Origin of the sequence: Herbaspirillum lusitanum, assembly GCF_046025995.1 — a bacterium.
Taxonomy (GTDB): domain Bacteria; phylum Pseudomonadota; class Gammaproteobacteria; order Burkholderiales; family Burkholderiaceae_D; genus Herbaspirillum; species Herbaspirillum lusitanum_A.
Genome location: NZ_JAQQFM010000003.1, coordinates 272,586 through 299,014 on the forward strand (window position 1 = coordinate 272,586; position 26,429 = coordinate 299,014).

At 61.5% G+C, this 26,429-nt stretch carries 21 protein-coding genes; 13 read left to right on the forward strand and 8 right to left on the reverse strand.

Annotated elements, in window-relative coordinates:
- Positions 1-94: 94 nt before the first annotated feature.
- On the reverse strand, positions 95-895 hold the full coding sequence (locus tag PQR62_RS07090; RefSeq protein ID WP_408156231.1) for a DeoR/GlpR family DNA-binding transcription regulator: 801 nt from the start codon (positions 893-895) through the stop codon (positions 95-97).
- 299 nt (positions 896-1,194) lie between these two features.
- On the opposite strand from PQR62_RS07090, the gene PQR62_RS07095 reads away from it, so the two are divergent.
- Both PQR62_RS07095 and rhaI read left to right on the forward strand, forming a co-directional pair.
- Positions 1,195-3,330, forward strand: a complete 2,136-nt coding sequence (locus tag PQR62_RS07095; RefSeq protein ID WP_408156233.1) for a bifunctional rhamnulose-1-phosphate aldolase/short-chain dehydrogenase — start codon at positions 1,195-1,197, stop codon at positions 3,328-3,330.
- Between the two features lie 233 nt (positions 3,331-3,563).
- The gene (gene rhaI, locus PQR62_RS07100) at positions 3,564-4,859 is read left to right on the forward strand and encodes an L-rhamnose catabolism isomerase (RefSeq protein WP_408156235.1); all 1,296 of its coding nucleotides are present in this window, start codon (positions 3,564-3,566) and stop codon (positions 4,857-4,859) included.
- A 3-nt stretch (positions 4,860-4,862) separates the two neighbouring features.
- Here rhaI and PQR62_RS07105 read toward each other — a convergent pair whose 3' ends face one another.
- On the reverse strand, positions 4,863-5,060 hold the full coding sequence (locus tag PQR62_RS07105) for a hypothetical protein (RefSeq protein WP_408156237.1): 198 nt from the start codon (positions 5,058-5,060) through the stop codon (positions 4,863-4,865).
- 208 nt (positions 5,061-5,268) lie between these two features.
- Between PQR62_RS07105 and PQR62_RS07110 the strand changes: the two genes are divergently transcribed.
- Positions 5,269-6,078, forward strand: coding sequence for a hypothetical protein (locus tag PQR62_RS07110; RefSeq protein WP_408156239.1), 810 nt, complete (start codon positions 5,269-5,271; stop codon positions 6,076-6,078).
- Positions 6,079-6,741: 663 nt separating this feature from the next.
- Positions 6,742-7,137 carry a peptide-methionine (R)-S-oxide reductase MsrB gene (msrB, locus tag PQR62_RS07115; RefSeq protein ID WP_408156870.1) on the forward strand — a complete coding sequence of 132 codons (396 nt, stop codon included), beginning with the start codon at positions 6,742-6,744 and terminating at the stop codon, positions 7,135-7,137.
- A 93-nt stretch (positions 7,138-7,230) separates the two neighbouring features.
- Here the strand turns inward: msrB and PQR62_RS07120 are convergent, their stop codons facing one another.
- The 4 genes from PQR62_RS07120 to PQR62_RS07135 all read right to left on the reverse strand — a co-directional run bounded on the left by PQR62_RS07120 (position 7,231) and on the right by PQR62_RS07135 (position 9,992).
- Positions 7,231-7,674 (reverse strand): NUDIX hydrolase, encoded by a 444-nt coding sequence (locus PQR62_RS07120; protein ID WP_408156241.1) that lies wholly within the window; start codon positions 7,672-7,674, stop codon positions 7,231-7,233.
- Complete coding sequence (locus PQR62_RS07125) at positions 7,671-7,931, reverse strand: hypothetical protein (protein ID WP_408156243.1); 261 nt, start codon at positions 7,929-7,931, stop codon at positions 7,671-7,673. Before PQR62_RS07125 ends, PQR62_RS07120 begins: the two co-directional genes overlap by 4 nt.
- 98 nt (positions 7,932-8,029) lie before the next feature.
- Positions 8,030-8,878 (reverse strand): substrate-binding domain-containing protein, encoded by an 849-nt coding sequence (locus PQR62_RS07130; RefSeq protein WP_408156246.1) that lies wholly within the window; start codon positions 8,876-8,878, stop codon positions 8,030-8,032.
- A gap of 187 nt (positions 8,879-9,065) precedes the next feature.
- Positions 9,066-9,992: a LysR family transcriptional regulator gene (locus PQR62_RS07135; protein ID WP_408156248.1), complete on the reverse strand. Its 927-nt coding sequence runs from the start codon at positions 9,990-9,992 to the stop codon at positions 9,066-9,068.
- Between the two features lie 295 nt (positions 9,993-10,287).
- Here PQR62_RS07135 and PQR62_RS07140 point away from each other — a divergent pair, with 295 nt between their 5' ends.
- The 4 genes from PQR62_RS07140 to PQR62_RS07155 all read left to right on the forward strand — a co-directional run bounded on the left by PQR62_RS07140 (position 10,288) and on the right by PQR62_RS07155 (position 14,160).
- Positions 10,288-10,584 (forward strand): DUF485 domain-containing protein, encoded by a 297-nt coding sequence (locus PQR62_RS07140; protein ID WP_408156250.1) that lies wholly within the window; start codon positions 10,288-10,290, stop codon positions 10,582-10,584.
- A 91-nt stretch (positions 10,585-10,675) separates the two neighbouring features.
- Positions 10,676-12,562, forward strand: coding sequence for a solute symporter family protein (locus PQR62_RS07145; protein ID WP_408156252.1), 1,887 nt, complete (start codon positions 10,676-10,678; stop codon positions 12,560-12,562).
- An 82-nt stretch (positions 12,563-12,644) separates the two neighbouring features.
- Complete coding sequence (locus tag PQR62_RS07150) at positions 12,645-13,694, forward strand: carbon-nitrogen hydrolase family protein (RefSeq protein WP_408156254.1); 1,050 nt, start codon at positions 12,645-12,647, stop codon at positions 13,692-13,694.
- A 94-nt stretch (positions 13,695-13,788) separates the two neighbouring features.
- Positions 13,789-14,160, forward strand: coding sequence for a hypothetical protein (locus PQR62_RS07155; RefSeq protein WP_408156256.1), 372 nt, complete (start codon positions 13,789-13,791; stop codon positions 14,158-14,160).
- A gap of 36 nt (positions 14,161-14,196) precedes the next feature.
- Here the strand turns inward: PQR62_RS07155 and PQR62_RS07160 are convergent, their stop codons facing one another.
- Entirely contained in the window at positions 14,197-15,543 is a 1,347-nt protein-coding gene (locus PQR62_RS07160) for an ATP-binding protein (protein ID WP_408156258.1), read from the reverse strand.
- Positions 15,519-16,181, reverse strand: coding sequence for a response regulator (locus tag PQR62_RS07165; protein ID WP_408156260.1), 663 nt, complete (start codon positions 16,179-16,181; stop codon positions 15,519-15,521). The genes PQR62_RS07160 and PQR62_RS07165 overlap by 25 nt, the downstream gene beginning before the upstream one ends.
- 332 nt (positions 16,182-16,513) lie before the next feature.
- On the opposite strand from PQR62_RS07165, the gene PQR62_RS07170 reads away from it, so the two are divergent.
- The 5 genes from PQR62_RS07170 to PQR62_RS07190 all read left to right on the forward strand — a co-directional run bounded on the left by PQR62_RS07170 (position 16,514) and on the right by PQR62_RS07190 (position 26,401).
- The gene (locus PQR62_RS07170) at positions 16,514-17,887 is read left to right on the forward strand and encodes a TolC family protein (RefSeq protein ID WP_408156262.1); all 1,374 of its coding nucleotides are present in this window, start codon (positions 16,514-16,516) and stop codon (positions 17,885-17,887) included.
- A complete protein-coding gene (locus PQR62_RS07175; RefSeq protein ID WP_408156264.1) occupies positions 17,884-18,969 on the forward strand; it encodes an efflux RND transporter periplasmic adaptor subunit in 1,086 nt (361 codons plus the stop codon). The genes PQR62_RS07170 and PQR62_RS07175 overlap by 4 nt, the downstream gene beginning before the upstream one ends.
- A complete protein-coding gene (locus PQR62_RS07180) occupies positions 18,966-22,004 on the forward strand; it encodes an efflux RND transporter permease subunit (RefSeq protein ID WP_408156266.1) in 3,039 nt (1,012 codons plus the stop codon). The genes PQR62_RS07175 and PQR62_RS07180 overlap by 4 nt, the downstream gene beginning before the upstream one ends.
- 193 nt (positions 22,005-22,197) lie before the next feature.
- Positions 22,198-24,990, forward strand: a complete 2,793-nt coding sequence (locus PQR62_RS07185) for a pyridoxal-dependent decarboxylase (protein ID WP_408156268.1) — start codon at positions 22,198-22,200, stop codon at positions 24,988-24,990.
- Positions 24,983-26,401, forward strand: coding sequence for a hypothetical protein (locus tag PQR62_RS07190; protein ID WP_408156270.1), 1,419 nt, complete (start codon positions 24,983-24,985; stop codon positions 26,399-26,401). Before PQR62_RS07185 ends, PQR62_RS07190 begins: the two co-directional genes overlap by 8 nt.
- Positions 26,402-26,429 lie beyond the last annotated feature (28 nt).

A 26,429-nucleotide genomic window follows, 5' to 3' on the forward strand; every position in this document is an offset into this window, starting at 1 on the left:
CACTGCCGGTGAGTTCGCCGGCTGGCGGCGGTGCTCTTACTTCTGATACGGCCATGCATGGCGTGCGCAAAGGCCTGAAAAATGTCGGGAGAGCTTAGTCTTCCAGCACGGCTTCCAGCTCGGGTGCAACCGTCATCACGCGTATGCCGGCCTGCTCCATCATTTGTACGGCGGCATCGCTGACATCGGTGTCGGTGATCAGACAGTTGACGCGACTCAGACCGCACAGGATGAGGCCCGCCTTGCGCGAGAACTTGGAGCTGTCGACCAGCACGATCAATTCCTCGGCCTGGCTCAGCAGGCGCTTCTCCGCTTGGATCAATAGCGGGTCGACTTCCATCAAGCCCAGCATTGACAGGCCGTAGACGCCCATGAACATCTTGCCTGCGTAGTGGTGCTGCGTAATGTCGTTGTCGAAGGGGCTGAGGATGACGTTCTGTTCGCGATACACCTGACCGCCGGGCACGATGATCTGATTGGCGCTGGTGGTGAGCAGACGCTCCGCCATCAGAAAGGAATTGGTCAGGATCTTGAGCTGTTTGTGCGCCAGGAACTCGGCCATCATGAAGGTGGTGGTGCCGCCGTTGATGATGATGGTCTCACCGTCTTCGCACATGCCGGCCGCATGCCGGGCGATGGCGCGCTTGTGTTCTGGAAAGCGCGCCAGGCTGGTCTGAAAGGTCTCGCCGGAAAGAGAAAACGGGTTGCGCTTGGGCGCCAGCCGTTCCGCCCCGCCGCGAATGCGCTGCAGCATATTGCGTTCGGCCAGCCAGGAAATGTCACGCCTTACCGTCGCCGGCGATGCATTGAGCCACTGGCCCAGTTGCTCGACGCTGGCGCTGGCATGTTCAGTCAACAGACTCAACATACGCTTGCGGCGTTTGTGGTTGATCATGCTTGTCTCCATGCTATTGCGCTGAAAGGCGCGGTCATTGCCGCAGCATCGTGTTCAGCGCTTTCGTTATGCAGCAAGACTAAGCGATCGACGAAAAACAAGTCAATCGGCAATCAATCAACTTGATGATTACTTCATAAACAATCACAAAGTTGATCGGAGATCGATTGACTCTGATTGGTAGCTGTTTTCTACTTGATCCCGTGCTGTCACTGCCAGCCGGACGTCGGCTGCAGAAATTGTTCAGGCCTGCGACGACCACGGCCGGAGCGCATTCAAAAATCAGAATCGGAGACCCAATGACTACCGCTTTTCTTTCAGATATCGCCGACGCCGTCACACCGCAGAGCGGCAAGTCGCGCATCGCCTCTGCCTGGGACGATGCCCACGCCGCCACGCTGGATGAAGCACATCTGCTGCTGTACCGTTCCAATCTGCTGGGGGCCGACAAGGCCATCACCAATTTCGGCGGCGGCAATACCTCGGCCAAGATCAGCATGCAGGATCCGCTCACCGGCGAGCGCGCGGAGGTGCTATGGGTCAAGGGCTCGGGCGGCGATCTCGGCAGCATCAGGCTGGATGGATTTTCGACGCTGTACATGGACAAGCTGCAGGCGCTCAAGGGCCGCTATCGCGGACTGGCGCATGAAGATGAAATGGTCGGTTATCTGCCGCATTGCACCTTCAACCTCAATACGCGCGCCGCCAGTATCGATACGCCGCTGCACGCGTATATTCCACGTGCACATGTGGATCACATGCATCCCGATGCGGTGATTGCCATCGCCGCCTGCAAAAACAGCGAAGCACTGACCGCCAGCATCTTCGGCGGTGAACTCGGCTGGCTACCGTGGCAGCGTCCCGGCTACGATCTGGGATTGAAGCTGGAAAAAATGGCCACTGAAAATCCGGCGCTCAAAGGCATCGTGCTGGAAGGCCATGGCCTCTTCACCTGGGGCGATACCGCGAAGTCCTGCTACGAAACCACGCTGGACATCATCCGCCGCGCCGATGAATGGCTCAATGCCAATAGCCGCGCGCCGGCCTTCGGCGGCAGGCAGCATGCAGCCCTGCAAGCGAAGGAGCGCGCCGCCGTGGCGGCGCGGCTGATGCCGCTGTTACGCGGCAAGATCAGCCAGCAGGAATTCAAACTGGGCCATTTCGATGACAGCCCGGCCGTGCTGGAATTCGTCTGCAGCCGGGATCTCGTCTCTCTGGCCGCGCTTGGTACCTCCTGTCCCGACCATTTCCTGCGCACCAAGATTCGCCCGCTGGTGCTGGATTTTTCGCCAGATGCCATAGATTTCGATCGTCTGGTGGAGGGCCTGGATCAGGCATTGGAAAACTACCGGCAGGATTACAGCTCCTACTATCAGCGATGCCGCCGTGCCGACAGTCCGGCCATGCGCGATGCCAATCCGGTGATCTACCTGATTCCCGGGGTCGGCATGCTGTCCTTCGCCAAGGACAAGGCGACCGCGCGCATCGCCGGCGAGTTCTATGTCAACGCCATCAATGTCATGCGCGGCGCCAACGGTGTCGATACTTACATCGGCCTGCCCGAGCAAGAGGCGTTCGACATCGAATACTGGTTGCTGGAAGAAGCCAAGCTGCAACGCATGCCCAAGCCCAAGAGTCTGGCCGGACGGGTGGCGCTGGTGACCGGCGGTGGCGGCGGCATCGGTCAGGCCGTGGCGCGCCAGCTGCTGGCGGAGGGCGCCTGCGTCATGCTGACCGACATCGATCAGTCCGCCATCGACAGCGCGTATCAGAGTCTGCTCAAGCAGGGCGGCCCGGATGCCATCGGTGTGGTGCGTGCCGATATCACCAGCGAACAGGATGTCGAGCATGTGATCAACAGCGTGGCACTGCGTTTCGGCGGCATCGATCTGCTGGTATCCAATGCCGGCATTGCCTCAGCCTCACCGCTGGAAGACACCAGCCTGGAAGTCTGGCAACGCAATATGTCGGTGCTGGCGACCGGCTATTTCCTGATCAGCCGCAGCGCCTTCCGCAGCATGACGGCGCAGAGTCTGGGCGGCAGCATCGTGTTCGTCGCCAGCAAGAACGGTCTGGTGGCATCGGCCGGCGCTTCCGCCTACTGCACCGCCAAGGCGGCGGAAATCCATCTGGCGCGTTGCATTGCGCTTGAAGGTGCGCCGCACGGCATTCGTGTGAACGTGGTCAATCCCGACGCGGTGATTCGCGGCTCGCGCATCTGGGACGGCAAGTGGAAGGAAGAGCGCGCTGCCTCCAACAAGATCGATTCCGACAACATCGAAGAGTTCTATCGCCAGCGCAGCTTGCTCAAACGCAGCGTGCTGCCCGAAGATATCGCTGAGGCGGTGTACTTTTTCGTCAGTGAGAAATCGGCCAAGAGCACCGGCAACATTCTCAATGTGGATGCCGGCAATGCTGCGGCGTTCACGCGCTGATTGCCGCAGCATCTTTAGTTCATCGGTTTAAACGCTGTATTAGTTTGCAAGCGCCGGCCATCGCCAATGCTGGACGATGGCCGGCGAGGAGTCCGGGTCTGAACGATAGATATCCGTAGCCCGGCTCCCGCCTTCTGATTTCATCAGAAAATGATCTACTCACTTCCGGCTGATCAGCCGCATCCAGAAAATAAGGCCCGGCCAAATGACCGCGCTATCTATCAGGAGACATCATGACCTACCTCATTCCCCGCGATTTCGTCGCACAGGAAAACGCCCGCTCGCTCGCCCAACTGCAAGCCGACTACGACGCACTGGCCGGCGTGCTGCAACGTCGGGGCCGCGACATCGAAGCGCTCACCACGCAGGCCGGCGGCTTTTCGGTGGCGCTGCCGAGCTGGGGCGTCGGCACCGGCGGCACCCGCTTTGCGCGTTTCCCGGGGCAAGGCGAGCCGCGCAATGTGTTTGAAAAGATCGACGACTGCGCGACCGTCCATCAGCTCACGCGCGTCACCCCCGGCGTGTCCTTGCATTTTCCCTGGGATCGCACCCAGGATCCGCGCGCGTTGCGCGAGATCGCCAACGCACGTGGCCTGCATTTCGACAGCGTCAATTCCAACACCTTTCAGAACGCCGCCGGTCAGCCGCTCAGCTACAAGTACGGCAGTCTGACCGCGCAAGACGCTGCAGTGCGTGCGCAGGCCATCGCTCACAATATCGACTGCGTGGAACTGGGCAACACACTGGGTTCAAAAGGCTTGACCGTGTGGCTGGGCGACGGCGCCAATTTTCCCGGCCAGCATAATTTGCGCGGGGCACTGGAGCGCTACCTGTCGAGCATGCGTGAAATCTATGCCGCTCTGCCGTCCGACTGGCTGATCTACATCGAACATAAATTGTTTGAACCGGCTTTCTACGCCACCACCATCGCCGACTGGGGCACCAGCTTTGCCTGCGCGACTGAACTCGGGCCCAAGGCCAAATGTCTGGTGGATCTCGGTCATCATGCGCCGAATACCAATATCGAAATGATCGTGGCGCGCCTGGCGCAGTTCGGCAAGCTCGGCGGTTTCCACTTCAACGACAGCAAGTACGGAGACGACGATCTGGATTCGGGCAGCATCAATCCCTTCCAGCTGTTCCTGGTGTTCAATGAACTGCGTGACGGCGTCGCGCGCGACGGCGCTGCATTCAATCCCACTTACATGCTGGATCAGTCACACAATGTCACCGATCCGGTGGAGAGTCTCATGAGCAGCGCGATTGAGGTGCAACGCGCTTACATCCAGGCTGCGCTGGTCGACACCGACGCGCTGGCCCACCACCAGCAAGAGAACGATGCCCTGATGGCGGCGCAGACGCTCAAGCAGGCATTTCGCACTGATGTCGGTCCGATTCTGGCCATGGCGCGCGTGCGTGCCGGCGGTGCGGCCGATCCGGTCGCCTGCTATCGCGCCAGCACTTATCGCGACCACAAGGCGAAGGAACGTCCACCGGTGGCCGGCGCCAGCGGCAGCGGTATCGTCTGATGTTCAGACCTCGCCTGTAGCGACGGCGACCAGCCGCCGCGCACAGTTGCGTGTTGCTTCATGCTGTTGCACATAGCCGCTGTTTTCCTTTAGCCCCACGGCATTTGCCGGGCGGGTGTAGATAGGAAAACAGCGGTTTTCTTTTTCTCCCACCAAAAAAACAGCAGCACGGTCGCGGGCGATCTTGCCGGGCAAACGCAATAACAAGCTTCAACAGACAGCGCATTGACAAGAGAGACACGCGGGCGATGACAAACTTGACCGAGTCTAAAGTTGCCGGAGGGAATCTGCTGTCTGGCGCTGGTTCGTCTGCTCTTGTTTTCTGTTGGGTATTGCCGCTGCTCAGAGATAGAATCGATGCCGGCAAGACGACAGGCCATCCAACAAACACAGGGCAAGGGGAAACCGAATGGAGAGGTATCGTACAAGCGTTGCGGCACGCGCCGGCGTGATGGCATTGATTCTGGGGGCGGCCTTTGCGGTCAATGCGCAGGCGGAAACGCTGGCCTTGCCGGAACTCAAGGATGCCGCGCAAGCAGCCCTGCTGAAAGAAGCGAACGCTGAATATCAGACCTACGCCACGGCAGGCGACAGCTATTTCAAATCCGACGCAGCAAAAGGCGATTGGCCTTGCAAGATCGATGCGGTCCAGTTGAATGCGCTGGCCGGCATCACCGATTACAAATCCTCGGCCGGCGGTAAGGAATTCGGACATGCCTATAGCGATGTCGTGATTCACCCGATCAGCGCCGCCTGCAAGAACGGCAAGCTCGACGGCAAAGTCGAATTCGTCTATGAAGCCACGCGCAAGGCATGGGGTCCGGGTTTTGAGAACAGTGAACGAGAATTGGGCAAGGTGACCGCGACCTTGCGCAAAGGCAAGCTGAAGCATCGGCTGGAGGTACGCAAAGCCAGCGATGTGGCCGATGCCGCCAAGCTGCTCTCGGTCACTGCCAGTGCGGAAAAACCAGCCGGCGCCTTCATCACCAGCGCCACGGTTTTGCTGGCGGACGGCGCCCAGAAGTATTTCCTGAAACGTCCGGTCGCCGGCAAGCGCCTTGAAAAATCCTTCTACATCGGCACCGCGCTGGTGTCGGTAGAGCAGCAAGACGCCAAGGGAAATCCGGATGGCAGCACGCTTGCCTACAAGGACGGTCAGGCCAGCAAGACCTGCTTTAAACACGGCAAGCCTTTGGATGCAGGTGCCTGCGGCAAGTGAGCCCGGCATGAGCGCGCGCTGATGTGTCCGGGGGCGGTGAGTCTTTTCGCTGCCCGCCATCTCTCTGTCGTTTCGCGTTCTGGCCCGATGTTGGCCTGATTTCGAGCTGATTCTGGCTCGTTCGCGCCATCCCTTCTCTCCCGCACAATGCGGCGGATGACAAAATTGTCATCCGATTGTCATTCGCCGGCCGTGCCACGCACACTATTCTGTTCGGCAGATTCAGACAGGCTGTCAGTTTTTACCGCTGAGTCGGTAGATGTCGCTGCGCTCCAAAATACTTGTAATGCCAGCCAGCGACATCCGACCAATGCAGGTTGTGCGTCACCGCATGCAGGCCGGACCAGATGTTGACCGCTGGCGCGCAAAGCGGTCCGGCATCGGCGCATGTGCATGCCGATGCGGGGCAGGAACGGAATAGCGAGCGGCATTCACTTTCACATGGGAGAACACATGAGCATACAGCGCAGCAAGCAATTCGCAGCGGGCGTCACACCGGTGCTCAGGCAGCGCCGCCTGATCGTCACACTGGGGCTGGGCACGCTGGTTCTGGGAGCTTCGGGTCTGCGCGCCGTGGCGGCGCCGACCGTGCCGTCGGGGAGCGGTGCCGAGGTGGCGATCGATCTGTTCTCCGCCGCCGGCAAGCTGGAAAAATCGACCCGCCTGCCGCGCGTGCAAAAAGCCGATGCCGAGTGGCGCAAGCAGTTGTCCGAAATTTCCTATCTGGTCGCACGCAAGGCCGGCACCGAACGGCCTTTCACCGGCAAGGACTGGGACAATCACAAGGACGGTCTGTACCGTTGCATCTGCTGTGATACGGCCTTGTTCGACTCGCGCACCAAATTTGAGTCGGGCACCGGCTGGCCCAGCTTCTGGCAGCCGATTTCGGCGACCAACGTGACGTCGGAGACCGACCACAGCTTCGGCATGCGACGCACCGCGCTGTCTTGCAGCCTGTGCGACGCCCATCTGGGCCATGTATTCGATGACGGCCCCAGGCCTACCGGTCTGCGTTATTGCATGAATTCGGCATCGATGCGCTTTGTGGCGCGCGCCTGAGCGAGCTCAGGCGGCCGATTTCTATGCCGGCGGAAATCGGCTTTCATCGCCGGCATTTTTCGTCAGCGCTGCGCGATGCAAGTGCTGCCGTTCTTATTGTTTTTCCGCATCCTGTTTCAGAATATGTCGCCATAGCGGGATCACGATGTCCTGCGTCAAGGGCGCCATGGCGATAGCGATGTGCTTGCCCGGTTCCAGCCAGATGCATTCTTCGATTTCACTGGCCGGCGCGACCGCCTGATCCGCCCTCAGCAGGAACAGATCTGCGCATACCACCGCCTCGGGCTCGTGAGCGGCCGGCGCCGTATGTCGGCCCAGCGTCTGAAACTCGGCCAGCGTCGGCTGTATCGACAACTCCTCGCACAACTCTCTTGCCAGCGCTTGCAGCGGCTGCTCGCCGGCATCGATCTTGCCGCCGGCCTGCATGAAACAGTCGGTTCCCTTCTTGCGCACCAGCAGCGTGGCGCCATCGCTGCGCATGATCAGCGCCGCCGCAATCCGGATGCGCCGCGCTGCCTGGTTCGTGTGTTCGCTCATGGCGCGCGCTCTGCTGCGGTCTTGACGGTATCGATTTCGTCGGAGGCCACGATCAGCACGTAGCGGCCCTCGTTCAGATGAAATTTCAAGGCCTTGCGGATGCCGGCGCAACGCAAGCCCTGATGGACGGCGAGTGGTTCCAGCGATGCTTGAATGCGCTGGATCGCAGGAGTGTCGCTCATGCAGACTTCTTGCGCCCGGGCGGATGAAAATGCCAGGTTCAGCACCAGCAAGAACGGCGTCAGATATCTTTTCATGATTTGCTCATGGTCGGCTAATGTTGTCGGAGACTGGGTTGATCAATAGTTGATCAATAGGTGCCGGCGTTCAGCGGGGCGACCGCATCCTCCCGTTGCTATTGTCTGCCCGCCGTCGCCACCGGTGCAAAGCCGTAGCTGGCCAGGGTCTGCTGGGCCGCCGGTGTCAGCACAAACAATGCAAAGCGATAGGCCGCATTGAACTTGCCGGCATCGGCGGGTTGTTGCAGCACGCTCAGGCCATAATCTGCCGCCACCGACAGTTCCGGCGGCAGCTCGATCTTGGTCAGCGTCGGGTCGGGCTCAGTCTGGCGCGAGCTGCAATAACCGATGAATGCGTCCACCTGCCTGTGCGCGATGAAGTATTTCACCGCATCCTGACCGGCCGGCACCGGCGGATTATCCTTGCCGCCGACCAGTTGTCTGGCCTTGGTCTTGAGCGTCTGATCGGCGCCGTTCTGCAGCTTGCCGGCCCGGTCGAACATCATCCAGGTGTAGTCGCCGCCGGGGTCGGCCTTGGGTGTCGAGGTGCCGAAATTGATTTTCGGATCGAGCAGAGTGCTCAGGAAATTCTGCGGCGTCAGTTGCAAATCCGGACGCGCCACCGCACACAGCTTGTTGCGTGTAAAGATTACCGGCGCGCTGGCCTTGCCTTCGCGCGCCAGCTTTTGCGGATGTTCCATGTTGGCCGAGGCGAACACGTCGGCCGTCTCGCCTTTCTCAATACGCGCCAGCAGTAAACCAGCCGGCCCGAAGGACAGATTGACCGGAATACCGCTGGCCGCCGTGAACTGGCGCGCCAGCACCGTAAACGGCCCGGTCAGGCTGCCGGCGGCGAAGACGCTGATGGCTGCGGCCGGCTCAGCCGCAGCCGGCATATTGCCAAAGACTGCCAGCAAGCTTGAAAACAACATGGTCTGAGGCAGAAATCTGCGATGTGCTGGCATGGTGGATGTTCCTTGCTTGTTCTTGTGGGAGGGATGGCGCGTTGATGCTGTCTCGTATGGCCAGGAAGGCGTTCGATATATTCTATGAGATATAGCGATGCGGCGATATCCCCAATGCGTGAAGACGGCGCAAGCGGAACAAGCGAAGGAAGAAGGCGGCAGAAAGGAATGCAAAGACTTCCAGAGTTCAGGTCTCCAATTTTTTCACGCGTATTCCCGGCGGCAAAGGAAAGTCGCGCTTCAGAATTTCGCGCAGAAATTTCTGGACCTCCTTGATGCGCGGCGTGAAACAGCGGTCGCGATGCACCGTCATCCAGATAGTGCGCTTGACGTCGATTTCACTCAGCAGCAGCGGACGCAAACCGAATCGCTCGGCCCTCGAAAACGCCGGCAGCATGACGATGCCGCCGGCGTCGGCTGCCGCAAACATCTGCGCGATCATGCTCGACGAGTGGAATACCACATTGGGCCGTGTCACCGCTTCTTCCAGCCAGCGCACCGTGTTGAGCTGAATCAGATCGTCCACATAGGAAACGAACTTGTGCTGGTCCAGTTCGGCCACCGACTGCGGCGTGCCGTAGGTGGCAAGATAGCTGTCGGCTGCGTACAGATGCAGCGGAAAGGCGCCGATCGGTTCCACCTCCAGGCCTTTTCCTTCGGACGGGAAAAAACTCAGAAAGATATCCGCTTCGCGCTGGTTCACATGCACCAGCTGGGTGGACGTCACCAGCTCGACCTGAATCAGCGGATGCAGTGATTTGAAGCCGACAAACTGTGTCGACAGATACAGCGAGGCGATGCCTTCCATGGTCGCAATCCGCACCGGGCCGGACGGCGTGCGGTAAGCGCCGGACAGCGATTCGCCGATGGCCAGCGCGGCACTCTCCATGCCCTCCACATGCTCAAGCAGTTCGCGCCCTTTGGCGGTGATGTGAAAGCCCTGATGATTGCGCTCGAATACCGGCGCATTGACGGCCATCTCCAACTGCGCGATATGGCGGCTGATGGTGGAGTGATCCACCTTGAGCTTGGCGGCGGCGCCCGAGAGTGTGCCGGCGCGCGCGACCTCAAGAAAGATGCGTAGATCGTTCCAGTTCGGAATCCGTGGGTTCATCTGCAATTTCGCAAGGGTTGTCGGGATGAAATGCCTGCCTTGAGTATAGCCACCGGCAAATACGTCCGCAACAAGCACCCGGACTGTGCATTTGAGCGCAATAACGCACCAAGTTAAAGAAAAAAGGCCCTTGCAAATTCGCAAGGCCTATTGCGGAATCGCCAGTTTTTTTCAAGAAATCGCTCTGCTAACCTGCGCTGCAGTCGTCTTTCATTTGCGTTTTCGTTTTCCGTCTATCTTTTGCCGCGTTTCTTTTATCGCGTTTCTATTACCGTTCACTAGCCGAGGTATGACCATGCACATCAATCCCCAGCCCAGCTCCTGGTCGGTCATCTACCAGAACCCGGAATTTCACGCCATCGCGCGCAAGCGCAAGAAGATCGTTCTCACACTGTTCATCATCAGCGCACTGTTCTATTTCTCGATTCCATTCATCACCACCCTGTATCCCTCGGTCTTTCACGTGCGCCTGTTCGGTTCGATCAATCTGGGCCTGGTCTATGCCGTTCTGCAATATCCCATCGGCGGCATGATTGCCTACTGCTATGCCGTCAGCATGCGCAAGCTGGATCGCGAAATCGGCCGCATGTGATTTGCCAATAACAACCGAAGCGGACGCCGGCCGGCATGCAATGGCATGGGGCCGCAGCACTGCCACCACATCATTTTTTCAGGGAGCTGGTATGAAACGATCTACTGCAATACGGGCAGGGGTGGCGCTGGCGCTGATCGGCGCGGCCAACGGCGCGATGGCGCAGAGCAAGGTATTGGTCGGCGACGACTATCGCGGCATGACCATCGCGGTGTTTGCCGTGCTGTTCGGCGCCACCATGTTCATTACGTATCTGGCGTCCAAGCGCAATCGCACCGCCACCGATTTCTACACTGCCGGCGGCGGTATCGGTCCCATCCGCAACGGTCTGGCGATTGCCGGCGACTATTTATCCGCGGCCGCCTTTCTCGGCGTATCGGGTTTGATCGCGCTCTACGGTTACGACGGCATCGCCTATCTGATCGGCTTCTTCATCGCCTTCATCCCGGTGCTGCTGCTGGTGGCCGAGCCCTGCCGCAATCTCGGCCGCTATACGCTGGGTGACGTGCTGGCGTATCGCAACAGTTTTCGCAGCACCAAGGTGGCTGCGGCCTTGTCCAGCATTATCGTGGCCGTGTTTTACATGGTGCCGCAGATCGTCGGCGGCGCCGTCATCATCCGTGCGCTGATCGGCATCCCCTATGAGATTTCGGTGCTGGCGGTTGGCCTGTTGATGCTGACCTACGTCATGTTCGGCGGCATGCGCGCCACCACCTCGGTGCAGGTGATCAAGGCGGTGCTGCTGATTTCCTCGTGCTTCGTGCTGGTGGTGCTGGCGTGGCTGCCGTTCGGCTTCAACGTGCCTGGCTTCTTCAATAGTCTGACCAACGATCAGCGGTTGCAGAGCTATGTTGCGGAAGCACTGCTCAAAGGCGCGACCACGCTCAATCTGCAGGAGGCCGGCCAGCGCTTTCTGGAGCCGGGCCTGTATCTGAAGAACCCGCTGGAGCAAGTGTCGCTCGGTCTGGCGCTGGTGCTGGGGACGGCGGCGATGCCCCATATCCTGATGCGCTTCTTCACCGTCCCGGATGCCAAGGCTGCGCGCAGTTCAGTACTGTGGGCCATGCTGGCGATCGGCGCCTGTCATCTGCTGATCATTTTCATCGGCTTCGCCGCCGCCCACTATGTCGGCGCCAAAGCCATCGTCGTGCTCGACAAAGGCGGCAACCTGGCGGCGCCGATGCTGGCGCAATTTCTGGGCGGCGGTGTCGATAGTCTGGCCGGCAATTTCATGCTGGCCTTCGTGGCGGCGGTGTCGTTCGCCACTATCGTCGCGGTGGTGGCCGGCCTGACGCTGGCGGCGGCTTCGGCACTGGCGCATGACGTCTATGTCGGCGCCATTCGCAATGGCCAGGCCACCGAGCAGGAGCAGGTGAAAGCGGCCCGCGTCGCCACGCTGCTGATGGCGCTGGTGTGCGTGGTCTGCGGCATTCTTGCCAAGGGCCAGAACGTTGCGCATCTGGTCGGACTCGGCTATGCGGTGGCAGCCTCGGCCAATCTCCCTGCGCTGCTGCTGACGCTGTACTGGAAACGCTGCAATACCGCCGGCGTACTGGCCGGTGTGATCGGCGGCACGCTGCTGGCCATCGGCCTGGTACTGGTCTCGCCGAACATGACGTATCCGCAACAGCAAAAATCTGCCGCCACGGCAAGCGCAGCTGCGCTCACCGAGCGTCTGCTCCAGGCCGAAAAAACACCCGCTACGGTAAGTCCGGGCGAGCTTGCAAAGTTGCGCGCGGATAAAGATGCGGCTGTCGCGACAGCCGCCGCCATCCCTGCCGATGCCACCAGCATCGTCGGCCTCGCGGCGCCGCTGATCAGCTTGCGCAATCCCGGTGTGATCTCGATTCCGGTCGGCTTCCTGCTGGTCATCCTGGGTTCGCTGCTGTTCTCAGACCGGCGCGCAAGTCAACGCTGGGAAGAGCTGGCCGTGCGCCGTGAAACCGGTATCGGCATCGATCAGGCCGTGTCGCATTGACCGGCGATCGCCTGTCACCAATCACCAATCACTGATATCGCCCGCTCTTGCGCTTTCATCATTCAACAGAAAGGAATTTCATATGTCGCTCCCCATAGTCAAAGTCGCAGCCATGCATGCTGCGCCGGTCTATCTCGACCGTGCCGCCACCCTGCAGAAGGCACTCGCGCTGATCGCCGAAGCTGCCGCCCATGGCGCCCAGCTGGTGGTGTTTCCGGAATCGTTCATCCCCGGCTTTCCCGTCTGGGCTGCCTTGTGGGCGCCGATCTACAACCATGAATGGTTCAGGAAGATTGCTGCCAACAGCATTCTGATCGATGGCCCGGAAATGGCCGCATTGTCGGCCGCAGCGGCGCGTCATGGCGTGTTCGTCTCCATGGGCTTCAGCGAATCGACCCGCGTCAGTCTTGGCTGCCTGTGGAATTCGAATGTCCTGATCGGCGACGACGGCGTTATCCTCAATCATCATCGCAAGCTGGTGCCGACCTTCTACGAAAAGATGGTGTGGGCGCCCGGCGACGGCGCGGGCCTGCAAGTGGCCGATACCCGCATCGGCAAGATCGGCGCCTTGATTTGCGGCGAGAACACCAACCCGCTGGCGCGTTATTCCCTCATCGCGCAAGGCGAGCAGATTCACATCTCCAGCTGGCCGGCGATCTGGCCGACCAAGAAGCCGGTCTCCGGCGAAAATTTCGACAACGTCGCCGCCAACCGTATTCGTGCCGGTGCACACTCCTTCGAGGCCAAGGCCTATGGCATTCTGTGTGCCGGCTATATGGACAAACGCATGACGGACATGTTGACCGCCGGGGATGACAGCGTCGCCGAATTGCTGGAACAGACACCCAAGGCCGCGACGCAGTTCGTCACGCCGACCGGTAGTCAGACCGGCGATGTGCTGCAGAAAGATGAAGGCATCGCCTATGCCGATTTCGACCTCAACGCCTGCGTGGAGCCCAAGCAGTTTCACGATGTGGTGGGCTACTACAATCGCTTCGATGTCTTCAATCTGAGTGTCGACCGCAAGCGCTTGCAGCCGGTTACCTGGCGTAAGGCAGATAGCGCAGATGGCGCAGCGACTGCCGCGCTCAGAAAAGAGGAGGGCGAGGCCGAACGGGAGGCCATGTTCTGATCACCGGGATGCCAGACGCCTGGCGGACGCTGCCAGCAAGGCGGCCTGCGTCAGGCTAGGCGATTAACCACGCCTGCGGCAGCGTCACGATCAGATGTTCTTTACGGCGGCGCTGCCCGTCAGGATTTCGCCGCCGCTGTTCAATCACTACGGCGACGAACACAATTTTCTGAACGATCACGGCGACGTGGCGCTGCGGTTCTTGCCGGAGGCCGGCTGCGTGCGCAGCGATCTGTCATGCACCCTGTTTCTGAGCGAGCCTGAGGAATACGAGGGCGGCGAGCTGGTGATCGCCGATGTCTGGCGCGATGAGGCTGTCAAGCTGGCGGCGGGTGATCTGCTGTTCGACCCGGATTGCAATCTGATGCTCCTGCGCAGCCAGCTGCCTGCGCAGGAGCGCGATCCGGCCATCGTCGGCCTCAGCGCCACGTATCACAAGCTGTTGCGGATGTGGGCCGGCAGTTGAATCGGGCCGACAACTGAGGTCGTCGAGCCCGTCGGTTCAGATCAGCACGGTCACGCGCAGGCCGGTCACGGCGCCGGCGTCGGATTTCACGTTCTGCAAAAAGATGTCCGCGCGATTGCGGTCGAGGATGGTCTTGACGATGGCCAGCCCCAGCCCCGAACCCGATTCGCCGCTGCCGAGAATGCGATAGAAGGGATCGAAGACGCGCGTCATTTCCACTTCCGGAATGCCGCTGCCGGAATCTTCCACCTGGATTTCCAGACGGCCGTTGCGTGTACTCGCGCGCAGCCGCACGTAGCCGCCGGGCGGGGTGTAGCGGATCGCATTGTCGATCAGATTCTTGACCACCATCACGCCGTCGAACAGATGACCGCGAAAGACCGCGTGCGGATCGCTGTCGACCTCGATGTCGAGATTCTTGGCTTCCGCCATCGGCATCAGATCCTCCAGGATCTGCTTGAACATGTCTTCCATGCTGATGGTTTCGGGCGGGCGCTGCGCCGCCGTCTCGTGCGAACGGGCCATGGTCAGCAATTGTTCCAGCAGAGAGCGCATGCGATACAGGCCGTTGCGCAATTCGCGCACGCGTTCCTGGGCCAGCGGCGGCAGATCGATCTTTCTGATGTTTTCCGCCTGCAGCGACAGCGCCGTCAGCGGCGAGCGCAACTCATGCGCGGCATCCGCCACGAAGCGTTTCTGCATGTCCATCGACTTGCCCACGCGCAGCAGCAGGCTGTTGATGGAAGAGATGAAGGGCCGGATTTCGCGCGGTACATGTACATCGTCCAGGGTGCGCAGATCCGATTCGCTGCGACCGTCGAGCTCGGCCGAAAGCCGCGTCACCGGCCTGAGCATGTAGCGGATCACCACGTTCACCAAAATCAGCAGCAGCGGCATCAGCACCATGAACGGCCCGACCGTACGCCAGCCGTTGCCGCTGGCGATCTCGTCGCGCACATCGGTGCGCTGGGTCACGATCAGGCGATCGCTGTTGGCCAGATTGCGGATGAAGATGCGCCAGGTATGACGTCGTCCGGCCATGGTATGCATGCCTTCCTGCACGTCCGGCGGCAGCGCCAGCGGTTCGTCCTTGAGCGTGATTTCCTTGTCGTCGAGGCCGATGACCTGCACGATCACCTGCGATTCCGGATCGGCGCTTTCTTCTATCACCTGCGTGATCAGCAAGCCGGTATGCGGCTGCTGCTGTTCCATCAGGCCGGCGATCTGGCGCAACTGATCGTCCTGAAATTCATAGGCCTCGTTGAAGGCGCCGCGAAACGAAAAGAAGCCGCCGCCGATGGCGGTCACCACAATCACCAGCGAGAGCCAGAATGAGAGCTGGGCCTGCAGCGAATTGCCTATTTTTCTTTTGAAACCATCCATCCCAGGCCTCTGACATTCTTGATGATGTGGTTGCCGAATTTCTTGCGAATGGAGTGGATCAGATATTCCACTGCATTGCTTTCCACCTCTTCGTTCCAGCCATAGATGCGGTCTTCCAGATCCTGACGCGAGAGAATCGCGCCGGGCCGCAGCAGCAGCGATTGCATCAGGCTGAACTCGCGTGCCGACAGGCGCAGTGCAATGTCTTCAAAGCTGGCTTCGCGCGTGCTCGGATCGAGGCAGATGGCGCCGTTGGTCAGCATGGGATTTCCGCTGCCGCCATGCCGCCGCACTACGGCGCGCATGCGCGCCAGCAGTTCATCCATTTCGAAGGGTTTGATGAGGTAGTCGTCGGCGCCGGCATCCAGCCCGCGGATGCGATCTTCCAGCGCATCGCGCGCGGTCATGATCAGCACCGGCGTGTGGATATTGTTGTCGCGCAGATGGCGCAGCACATGAAAACCGTCCAGCTTGGGCAGACCCAGATCGAGCAGGATCACATCGTAGGCCTGGGTCGCGATGGACAGTTGCGCGGTGCCGCCGTCACCGACGCAGTCGACGGCATAGGCGGCATCTTTCAGCGCCTGTTCGGTGGCGCTGGCGATCATCCTGTCATCTTCTACCAGAAGTACTCTCACGATATTTCTCGCTGAATGAGGACGGAGTGCTGCCGGCTGATGCATGCGCAGGTCTCCGTCCGGACGAATCTGAACTTGAATAGTAGTCGATTCGACCTTGATTTTACGCACAAGGATAGCGCCCGACACTTAGGCCTTGCTGAGGCGTGGCCCATGGCCCCATACCCCCCATGCCGACGCTGTAGGCGGTGCAGTTGCCAGCCATGCTGCATGCGCACAGCACACCGCATGTCTTTGTGGGCCCCCTAATTGTTCTCTAATTTTTGGTGGTTAGGCTGCGTCGCAATGTCATGGATTGCATGGCGGCCTCGGCCCCATCTTTGAAAACCCCGATGAAAAAAACTCTTCTCGCCTTGCTGCTGCCTCTGGGCCTGAGCGCTTGCGCCAGTTATCAGAGTCTGCCCCTGCAAGACCGGCCGACCTGGAGCAGCGATCTCAACGCCATCGCGCGGGTGACGGCCGAACCGGCCGAGCTGGCGTTCCCGGCCTTGCCGCCGCATGCCTTTGCGCCGACCGCCGACGGTCTGGACATGACCGATGTCAGCATTCTGGCGGTGCTCAACAATCCCGATCTGCGGCTGGCGCGCGACGATGCCCATGTGACGCACGCTCAGGCTTTCTCCGCATCATTGTTGCCGGATCCGCAACTGGCGATGAGCGGCGATTTCAAACGCAATCCCGATCCGGGTTCCAGCAGCGGCTACACCATCGGCCCCAGCTACGATTTCGGCAGTCTGCTGACGCACGGCACGCTGGCCGATGCGGCCGACAAGGAGGCGCACAAGGCCGATCTGAATCTGCTGTGGCAGGAGTGGCAGGTGATTGCGCAGGCCAGACTGCTGTTCATCCGCATCGTCGAAGGACAGCGCCTGCAAAAGCTGCTGAGCGATCAGCAGGCCTTTCTTGAGCAGCGCGTGGCGCAGACGCAGCAGGCGCTGGCGCGCAAGCTGATCACGCTCGACGTGTCCGGTGCAGCGTTCACCGCCTTGCAGGATGTGCGGCGTCAGCGCTTCGATCTGGACAAGCAGCAAAACCAGTTTCGCCACGATCTGAACAATCTGCTGGGGCTGGCGCCCGAGGTGCAGGTGCCGCTCAAGCCGCAGATCGATCTGCCGCCGCTGGACCGCACATCGATAGACGCCATCCTGCCTCAGCTGCCCTCGCGGCGCCCAGATCTGATGGCGCTGCGCAGCGGTTACGAAGCGCAGGATCAGCGTTACCGCGCAGCCATCATCGCTCAGTTTCCGGCGCTCAACATCGGCCTGAACCGGGCGCGCGATACCAGCAATGTGCCGTCGCAGGGTTTCAGCGTGTCGATCTCGCTGCCCGTCTTCAACCGCAATCGCGGCAACATCGCCATTGAAAAGGCGACGCGCCAAAAGCTGCATGACGAATATCAGCAGCGCCTCAATCTGGCGTATTCCGATGTCGACCGTCTCATGCAGGAGCAGGCCCTCAATCTGCGCCAGCTGCAGCAATCGGAGCAGGGCGTGCGCCAGCTGGCGCAGCAACGCGCCAACGTGATGACGGCGTTCCGCGCCCACAACCTCGACACGCTGGTGCTGATGAACATCGAGACCGCGCTGCTCGCCAAACAGACCGAAGCCCTGGCGCTGGAACAGGCCGCACTTGAACAGCGGGTGGCGCTGCAAGGCGTGATCGGCGGCGAGCTGCCGCTACAACTTCAAAGAAAGTCGCAACCATGAAAAAGAAGACCCTCTGTCTCGCTGCCGCAAGCATGGCGCTGGTCGCCGGCGGCAGCTTGCTCGGCGTGAATGCCCGTTCGCAGCAGAATCAGGCGGCTGCCGATGCTGCCGCTTCCGCCGGCGCTGCTCCGCAAGCCAGTGCGCAGGTCAAGACCGCGCCGGTGCAGATGAAGCAGGTGCAAGCCTCGATCACTGCCTATGGCGATGTGTTGCCGGGCAGCATGCATAACATCAGCAGCGCGGCCGCCGCGCAGATTGCCCGGCTCAAGGTGATACAGGGGCAGAGCGTGGCAAAGGGTGAACTGCTGGCGGTGCTGGAGCCCGATCCGGCCGTGCGCCTCGGCTACGAACAGGCGCAGACCAGCCTCAAGGCTGCCAGCGCCGAACTGGAACGGGTGCAGTCGCTGGCGTCCCTGCAACTGGCGACGCAGTCACAGGTGGATGCCGCGGCCAGGGCGCGGGCGGATGCGCTTGCCGCATTGCGCGCGCAGCAGGCGCTCGGAGGCGCGCAGGGCGGGCAGACGGTTACGGCGCCCGCCAGTGGCGTGATTCTCAGCCTGACGTCCTTTCAGGGTGATCGGGTGCAGGCCGGCGTGCCCTTCATGCAACTGGGCAGCACCGATCAGCTCAAGGTGGTGCTGGGCATTGATCCGGCCGACCAGGCGCAGATCAGAAAAGGGCAGCAGGTGCGGCTGACCGCGCTGTCCGATAACGCGCGCAGCGTCAACAGCACGGTCAGCGAAGTGCAGGGCCTGATCGATCCGAAAACTCAACTGATCAACGTGGTGGTGCGGCTGCCGGCGGCGGCCGGCTTCAACCCCGGTTCACGCGTGCGCGCAGAGATCATGATGGCGCCGCAATCGGCCTGGGAGGTGCCGCGTCAGGCGGTGCTGACCGACGCCGGCGGCAGTTATGTCTACCAGGTCAGCGGCAGGCACGCGCATCGCGTGGCGGTGCGCACCGTGGCCGACAATCGCACGACGCTGGGCGTGACCGGCCCGCTCGATGCCAGCGACCCGCTGGTGGTGCTGGGCAACTATGAACTGAGCGAAGGCATGCCGGTACGGGGAGCGCGCCAATGAAGTTCGGAGGCTGGATTCATCATCATCGCCGTTCCATTCTGTTCCTGATTGCGATCCTGACGCTGGGCGGTCTGATCACCTCGTTCCAGATGCCGACCTCGCTGTTCCCGACCGTGGATTTTCCGCGTGTTGTGGTGTCGCTGGATGCCGGCGATCAGCCGCCGCAGCAGATGGAAATGCTGGTCACGCGGCCGGTGGAAGAAGCAGTACGGCGCGTGCCCGGCGTGACCAGCGTGCGCTCGACCACGGCGCGCGGCTCGGCCGAGATTTCGGTCAACTTCGACTGGGGTCTGGACATGGCTTCGTCCACCTTGCAGGTGAATGCGGCGATGTCGCAGATCAGCGCGCAACTGCCGCCCGGCACCGTGATCCAGACGCGGCGCATGGACCCGACCGTGTTTCCCATCATCGCCTACAGCCTGACCTCGGCCACGGTATCGCCGACGCAGTTGCGCGACATCGCCGAATATCAGCTACGGCCCTTGCTGTCGGGCATCAACGGCGTCTCGCGGGTGCAGGCCATCGGCGGCGCGCTGGAAGAATTTCAGGTCGCGGTCGATCCGCAGAAACTGAGCGCGCGCGGCCTCTCGGCCGACGACGTCTCACGCGCGCTGGCCGCCAGCAATGTGATCAATGTGGTCGGCCGTCTGGAAGATCACTACAAGCTGTTTCTGGTGATGGCCGACACCCGTCTGCAGGATGAGCAGCAGATCCGCAAGACCATCATCGCCAGCGGCGCCAACGGCGTGGTGCTGGTGCAGGATGTGGCGCAGGTCACGCGCTCGGCCGTGCCGCAATGGATACGCGTCACCGCCGACGGCCGCGACGCCGTGCTGCTGTCGATCTACCAGCAGCCGGGCAGCAACAGCATCCAGATCGCACAGGATGTGAAGGATCAGATTCAACAGTTTCAGGGGCAATTGCCCAAGGGCGTCAACATCGCCAACTGGTACGACCAGAGCCAGCTGGTGACGGCATCGGCCTCCAGCGTGCGCGATGCGATCCTGATCGGCATCGGGCTGGCGGCCATCGTGCTGCTGGTGTTTCTGCGCAATCTCAAGATCACGCTGATCGCCATCGTGGTGGTGCCGGCGGTGCTGGCGACCACGGTGGTGCTGCTGTCGCTGCTCAAACTCAATTTCAACATCATGACGCTGGGCGGCATGGCGGCGGCAGTCGGCCTGATCATCGACGACGCCATCGTCATGATCGAACACATTGTGCGACGCCTGCATCAGGGGCAGGACGACATCGCCGCCGGCGTGATGAACGCCGCGCGCGAATTTCTGCGGCCGCTGATCGGCTCCAGCGCCTCGACGCTGGTGATCTTCGCACCGCTGGCATTTCTGACCGGCGTGACCGGCGCCTTCTTCAAGGCGTTGTCGATCACCATGGCCTCCGGTCTGTTCATTTCCTTTCTGTTCACCTGGCTGGCGGTGCCGGTGCTGGCCACGCGCCTGCTGACGCAAAAGGATGCGCACAGCGAAGATCACGGTCGCCTGACCACCTGGTTTCACGCGCGCTACACGGTATTGATGCAGCGCCTGCTGCAACGGCCCTTGCTGATTCTGCTGATGATCGTACCGCTCGCCGTCGCCGGTTTCATCGGTTTTCAGAAGGTCGGTTCCGGCTTCATGCCGTCGATGGATGAGGGCGGCTTCGTGCTCGACTATTACACCGAGCCCGGCACCGCCGTGACCGAAACCGACAGGCTGGTGCAGCAGGTCGAAGCCATCGTGCGCAACAATCCCAATGTGCAGACCTATTCGCGCCGCACCGGCACCGGCCTGGGCGGCGGTATCAGCGAGCCCAATCACGGCGACTTTTTCGTGCGCCTGAAGCAGGGCAAGCGGCAGCCTGTGGATGTGGCGATGGAGCAGATTCGCGCCCGCATCGACCGCGAGGTGCCCGGCATCCACATCGAAATGGCGCAGCTGATGGAAGATCTGATCGGCGACCTGACGGCGGTGCCGCAGCCGGTCGAGGTCAAGATTTTCTCGGCCGATCCGGCCAGATTGCCGGAGATGGCCAAGAAAATCGCCGCCGTGGTCGGCAAGGTGCAGGGCGTGGTGGACGTGAAGGACGGCATCAATCCGGCCGGCGATGCCTTGCAGCTGCACATCGATCCGCTCAAGGCAGCGCGCGAAGGGCTCGATCCGGCGGCGGTGGCCAGGATGCTGTCGGACAGCCTGGGCGGCAACGTGGCGACGCAGATCATCGAAGGCGTCAAGGCGGTCGGCGTGCGGGTCTGGCTGCCGCAGGCGCAGCGCCAGACCGACACTGATCTGGGCCTGATCACGCTGCGTGCGCCGGACGGCCATCTGGTGCCGCTCAAGCGCATCGCCAGCATGGATACGCTGACCGGTCAGGCCGAAATCAGCCGCGAAAATCTCAAGCAGATGGTGGCCGTGACAGCACGCATCAGCGGCCGCGATCTGGGTTCGGTGATCGCCGACGTCAAGACCGAGTTGTCGAAGCCGGACATGTTCCCGCAAGGGACGTATTACCAGCTGGGCGGTCTGTACGAGCAGCAGCGGATTGCCTTCAAGGGCCTGATGACGGTGTTCGCAGCGGCCGCGGTGCTGGTGTTCCTGCTGCTGCTGTTCATGTACGAGAGTTTCCTGATGGCGGGCGTGATCCTGTTCACCTCGCTGATCTCGGTGTCGGCGGTGTTCGTCGGCCTGTCGCTGACCGGCATCGATCTCAATATCTCGGCCATGATGGGCATGACCATGATCATCGGCATCGTGACCGAGGTGGCGATCTTCTATTTCTCGGAACAGCAGGAAGTGCTGCATACCACCGACCGCATCGGCGCCCTGATCGAAGCGGGCAAAAACCGCATGCGGCCGATCGCCATGACCACGCTGGCCGCCATTCTGACCTTGCTGCCGCTGGCGTTTGCCATCGGCGAAGGTTCCGAAATGCAACAACCGCTGGCGATTGCGATCATCTCCGGATTGCTGGTGCAGCTGCCGCTGGTGCTGATCGTCATGCCGGTGCTCTACAACGCCCTGAACCGCAGCAAAGGATGAGCGTGCGTCTGTTTTATGAGTGAAAAGGCGGCAAGATAAGGGCCGTTGCCAGCATTCCGTCGCAGTCGCGCAATTAGCATGCGGCGGTGCTTTACTTCATGGCAAGTTCAGGCTAAGTTCGCCTCTTTACCATAGACAAATCGAATCTGATCGATTCGTCAGGCGGTCGTCAGAGATGTTAAGGGAATTGGGTATGGGATCAGACGAAAAGAACCAGGACAGCATGCTGGATCCGCGTCCATCCGAATGGGATGAGTTGCGCCGTCAGGGCCACGCGATGCTGGACGATATGTTTGACTACATACAGAACATCCGTGAGCGACCGGTGTGGCAGACGCCGCCGGCTGAAAAGCGCGCCCTGTTCAGCGAAGCGTTGCCGCGCGAGGGCGGGTCGCTGGACGATGCCTATGCCATGTTCAAGGACAGCATCCTGCCATATTCGGTCGGTAATGTGCATCCCGGCTTCATGGGCTGGGTACATGGCGCCGGCACCCCGGTGGGTATGCTGTCGGAAATGCTGGCGGCCGGACTGAACGCCAACGTCGGCGGCCGCGATCACATGCCGGTCGAGGTCGAACGCCAGATCGTGCGCTGGATGCGCGAACTCTTCGATTTCCCGCAAGAGGCCAGCGGCGTGTTCGTCACCGGCTCCTCGATGGCCAATTTCATCGGCGTGCAGGTAGCGCGTTATCGCGCCGGCGGTTCCGCCGTGCGCCGCCAGGGTGTGCGTCAGGCAGCCGGCAGCGAATTGCTGGCCTATACCTCGGTGGCCGCGCACGGCTGCGTGGCGCGCGCCATGGATCTGGCCGGACTGGGCAGCAGCAATCTGCGCAAGATTCCGGTGAGCGCCGACGGCGGCATTGATCTTAATGCGCTGAGACGCGCCATCCAAACCGACCGCGCCGCCGGCGCCCAGCCGTTTCTGATCGTCGGCACCGCCGGTTCGGTCGATACCGGCGCCATCGACGATCTCGATGCGCTGGGCCGCATCGCGCGCGAGCTGAATATCCATTTCCATGTCGACGGCGCCTACGGCGCGATGGCGGCGCTGTCGCCCGAACTCAAGCCGCGCCTGCGCGGCATCGAGCTGGCCGATTCCATCGCCATGGATTTCCACAAGTGGCTGCATGTGCCTTACGACGCCGGCTTCGTGCTGGTGCGCGACGGCTCGCTGCATCTGGAAACCTTTGTCGAGGATCCGCAAAGTTACCTGGCGCGCAACCAGCGCGGCATGGCTGCGGGTTCTCCCTGGCCCTGCGATCTCGGCCCCGATCTGTCACGCGGTTTTCGGGCGCTCAAGACCTGGTTCACCTTCAAGGTGTATGGCGCCACGCGCCTCGGGCAAAGCATCGAACGCAGCTGTACGCTGGCGCGCGCCATGGGCGCCGCCATTACCGAGCTGCCGCAGCTTGAATTGCTGGCGCCGGTCTCGCTCAACATCGTCTGTTTCCGCCATCGCGGCGGGGCCGGCATGAGCGCCGAGCAGGTCGATGCGCTGAATCAGCAGCTGTTGCTGGAGATTCAGGAGTCCGGCATCGCCGCGCCATCCTCGACGAAGATCGGCGGCCGTTTTGCCATTCGCGCCGCGCTGTTCAATCACCGCACCACGCAGCAGGACATCGACCGCATGCTGGCGTTTGCGCTGCAAGCCGCCGCCGACAAGCTCACGCCGCAGGCGCCCTCGGCCGCTGTGGCTGCGGTTGCGGTTCACCAGGAAAACATCATGTCTCAGACTCCTTCGCTGCCGCGTTTCGTGCCCGGTTCCAAATATCAGATCGGACTGGAGCCGCTGCTGCACGCGGCCTTTTTCGGTGTTGATCTGAAGCCGCTCGGCAATGAGCTGATCGCCTATCTGGCCGATCATCCCAACGATGCCAACGCGCTGATGGATCTGTCCTACGTGTTGCAGATCAACGGCCACGAGGCGGTGGCTGCCGGCACGCAACTGGAAGCGATCGGCATCAAGCGCCATTTCCATCTGCCGACCGCGACTGAAGGCACGCCGCGTCTGCGCTTGCTGGCGCTGGTGGCGCCCGGCAATTTCATGGCCAATGTACCGCTGGAGTTCTTGCTGTCCGGCGCCTCCATTGCGCTCGACACCTTGTACGTCACCCGCGATCAGCCGGTGCCTGCCGTGCTGCCGCCGCATGACGTGCTGTTCGCCGCCATGGGCGAATCCGACGAGACCCAGGACATCCTGCATCAGCTCAGCGACGCCGCCAGCGGCTGGAGCAAGCCGCTGCTGAACCATCCCATGCATTCGCTCAGCCTGAGCCGCGACGTGGTTTCCATCCTCACCCAGGATATCGAAACGGTCTCCATGCCGTTCACCGCGCGTCTGCGCCGGCATGAGCTGGAAGGCATACAGAACGGCGATCCGCTCAACGATTTCCTGAGCGACGGCGAATGGCCGCTGATCGTGCGGCCGCTGACCTCGCACGCCGGCCATGGTCTGGAAAAGCTGAACGGACCGCAAGACATCGCGCCCTATCTGGCATCACAGCCGGGCGTGCAGCAGTTCTTCATTTCGCGCTTCATCGATTACAGCAGCGCCGACGGTCAGTTCCGCAAATACCGCATCGTGCTGATCAAGGGGGAACCCTTCCTCTGCCACATGGCGATTTCCAGCCACTGGATGATTCACTATCTGAACGCCGGCATGACCGAAAGCGAAGCCAAGCGCAAGGAAGAAGAACGCGTCATGCTCAGCTTCGACCAGGACTTTGCGGTGCGTCATGCGGAAGCATTCGCCGGTCTGTACGACACCTTCCCTCTGGATTATTTCGGCATGGATTGCGCCGAAACGCGCGACGGAAAACTGCTGATCTTTGAAGTAGACACCGGCATGATTGTGCACGCGATGGACCCGGACGATCTGTTCCCCTACAAGGCGGCGGCCATGCAGAAGGTGTTCAAGGCCTTCCAGAACATGTTGTTCGACGCCGCCGGCATTGCACGCCCGGCAGACGAGCTGCCGCATGCCTGAACTGCCATCCAGTTCGGAGCTGCTGGTTGCCGGCGGGGATGAACGCATCCGTCCGCTGGCGGGCCAGCGCTGCAACAAATATGGCATCAGTCCGGGGCCGGCAACGGCCAGCGTCGAGTTCTCATCGTCCACCGCCTCGCATATTTCTGCAGACGCTTTTGCCGCCGTCGAAAGTCTGCGCGCACGCTTGTGCAACGCGCCCGGCGAAGCCGCGATGCACGCGCTGTATCAGCAAGAGTTCAGCCGCATACGCTCCGGATTTTTTGAATTGTGCGGGCTGCAGCAAGCAGAGCACGCCGGCACCGGCTGGATCGTGGCCGAGTCCGGCACCGACGCCCACTTCAGCGCCGTGCGTCTGGCGGCGCTGCGGTTTCGCCAGCCGTTTCGCATCGTCATGCCGGAGTTCATCGAAACCGGCCGGGCCGTCTGCGATACCTTGCGCAAACCGAACGGCGTGGACGGCGCGACGGTCGCCGACATCGTCGAAGTGCGCCTGCGCAATGCCGACGGTTCCTTGCGCAGCATCGGCGAAATCGATCGCGATTTTCACACGGCGGCGCTGGTCGCGCTGGCGCAGGACATCCCGGTGCTGCTGATCCGCGCCGACGAATCCAAGACCGGTTGCCGTGCGCCCAGTGCCGATTTACTGCACATGCTGGTCAAGGCCGCGCCGGAACGTGTTGCAGTACTGATCGACGCCTGCCAGTTGCGCATTTCACGCGGCAGCCTGCGCGGCTATCTGGTGAACAACTACATGGTGGCATTGACCGCCTCCAAATTCTTTGCCGCGCCTTCCTTTTGCGGTGCGCTGATGGTGCCGCCGGCATGGCGCGCCGGGCTGGAAGAAATCACCCGCGCCGACGCCTGTAGCCAGCCGTCGCCCAATCCCGGTCTGCTGGCGCGCTGGGAAGCCGGGCTGCACACCATGCAGCAATACTTTGCGATTCCCGCTGCGCTGCGCCAGTTGCTGATCGCGCGCTTCGGCCAGGCGGTGCATGCCGCGATTCAGGCGTGTCCCGGCTTCGATCTGCTGGCGCGCAGCGCAGGCGTCGCCGCCAACGCCAACACGCAGGATGCCGACGCCGGCGATGTGAATGCGGCCACGCTATTCGCCTTCCGCGTGCGGCGCGTGGCGCCCTCGCGCCATCTGACGTCGCTCGAGATGGAGCAGGCCTATCGCACCCTGCAGCAAAGCCGGCATGCCAATGGCAGCAGCTATCTGCTGGGCCAGCCGGTGGCCTGCGGCAGTCAGGATTTTCAGCGCACGCAATGTCTGCGCATCAGCCTGAGCGCGACGATGGTGATAGAACTCAGTCGACTGCCGCCGGAAGAGGCCGTGACCTGGCTGGACCAGCAAGTGATGACTTGCCTGCAAACGCTGAAGGCCATCGTGGATCAGCAGAGTTCTTAACGCAGTTTCTTATCGAAGCTCCTTATCG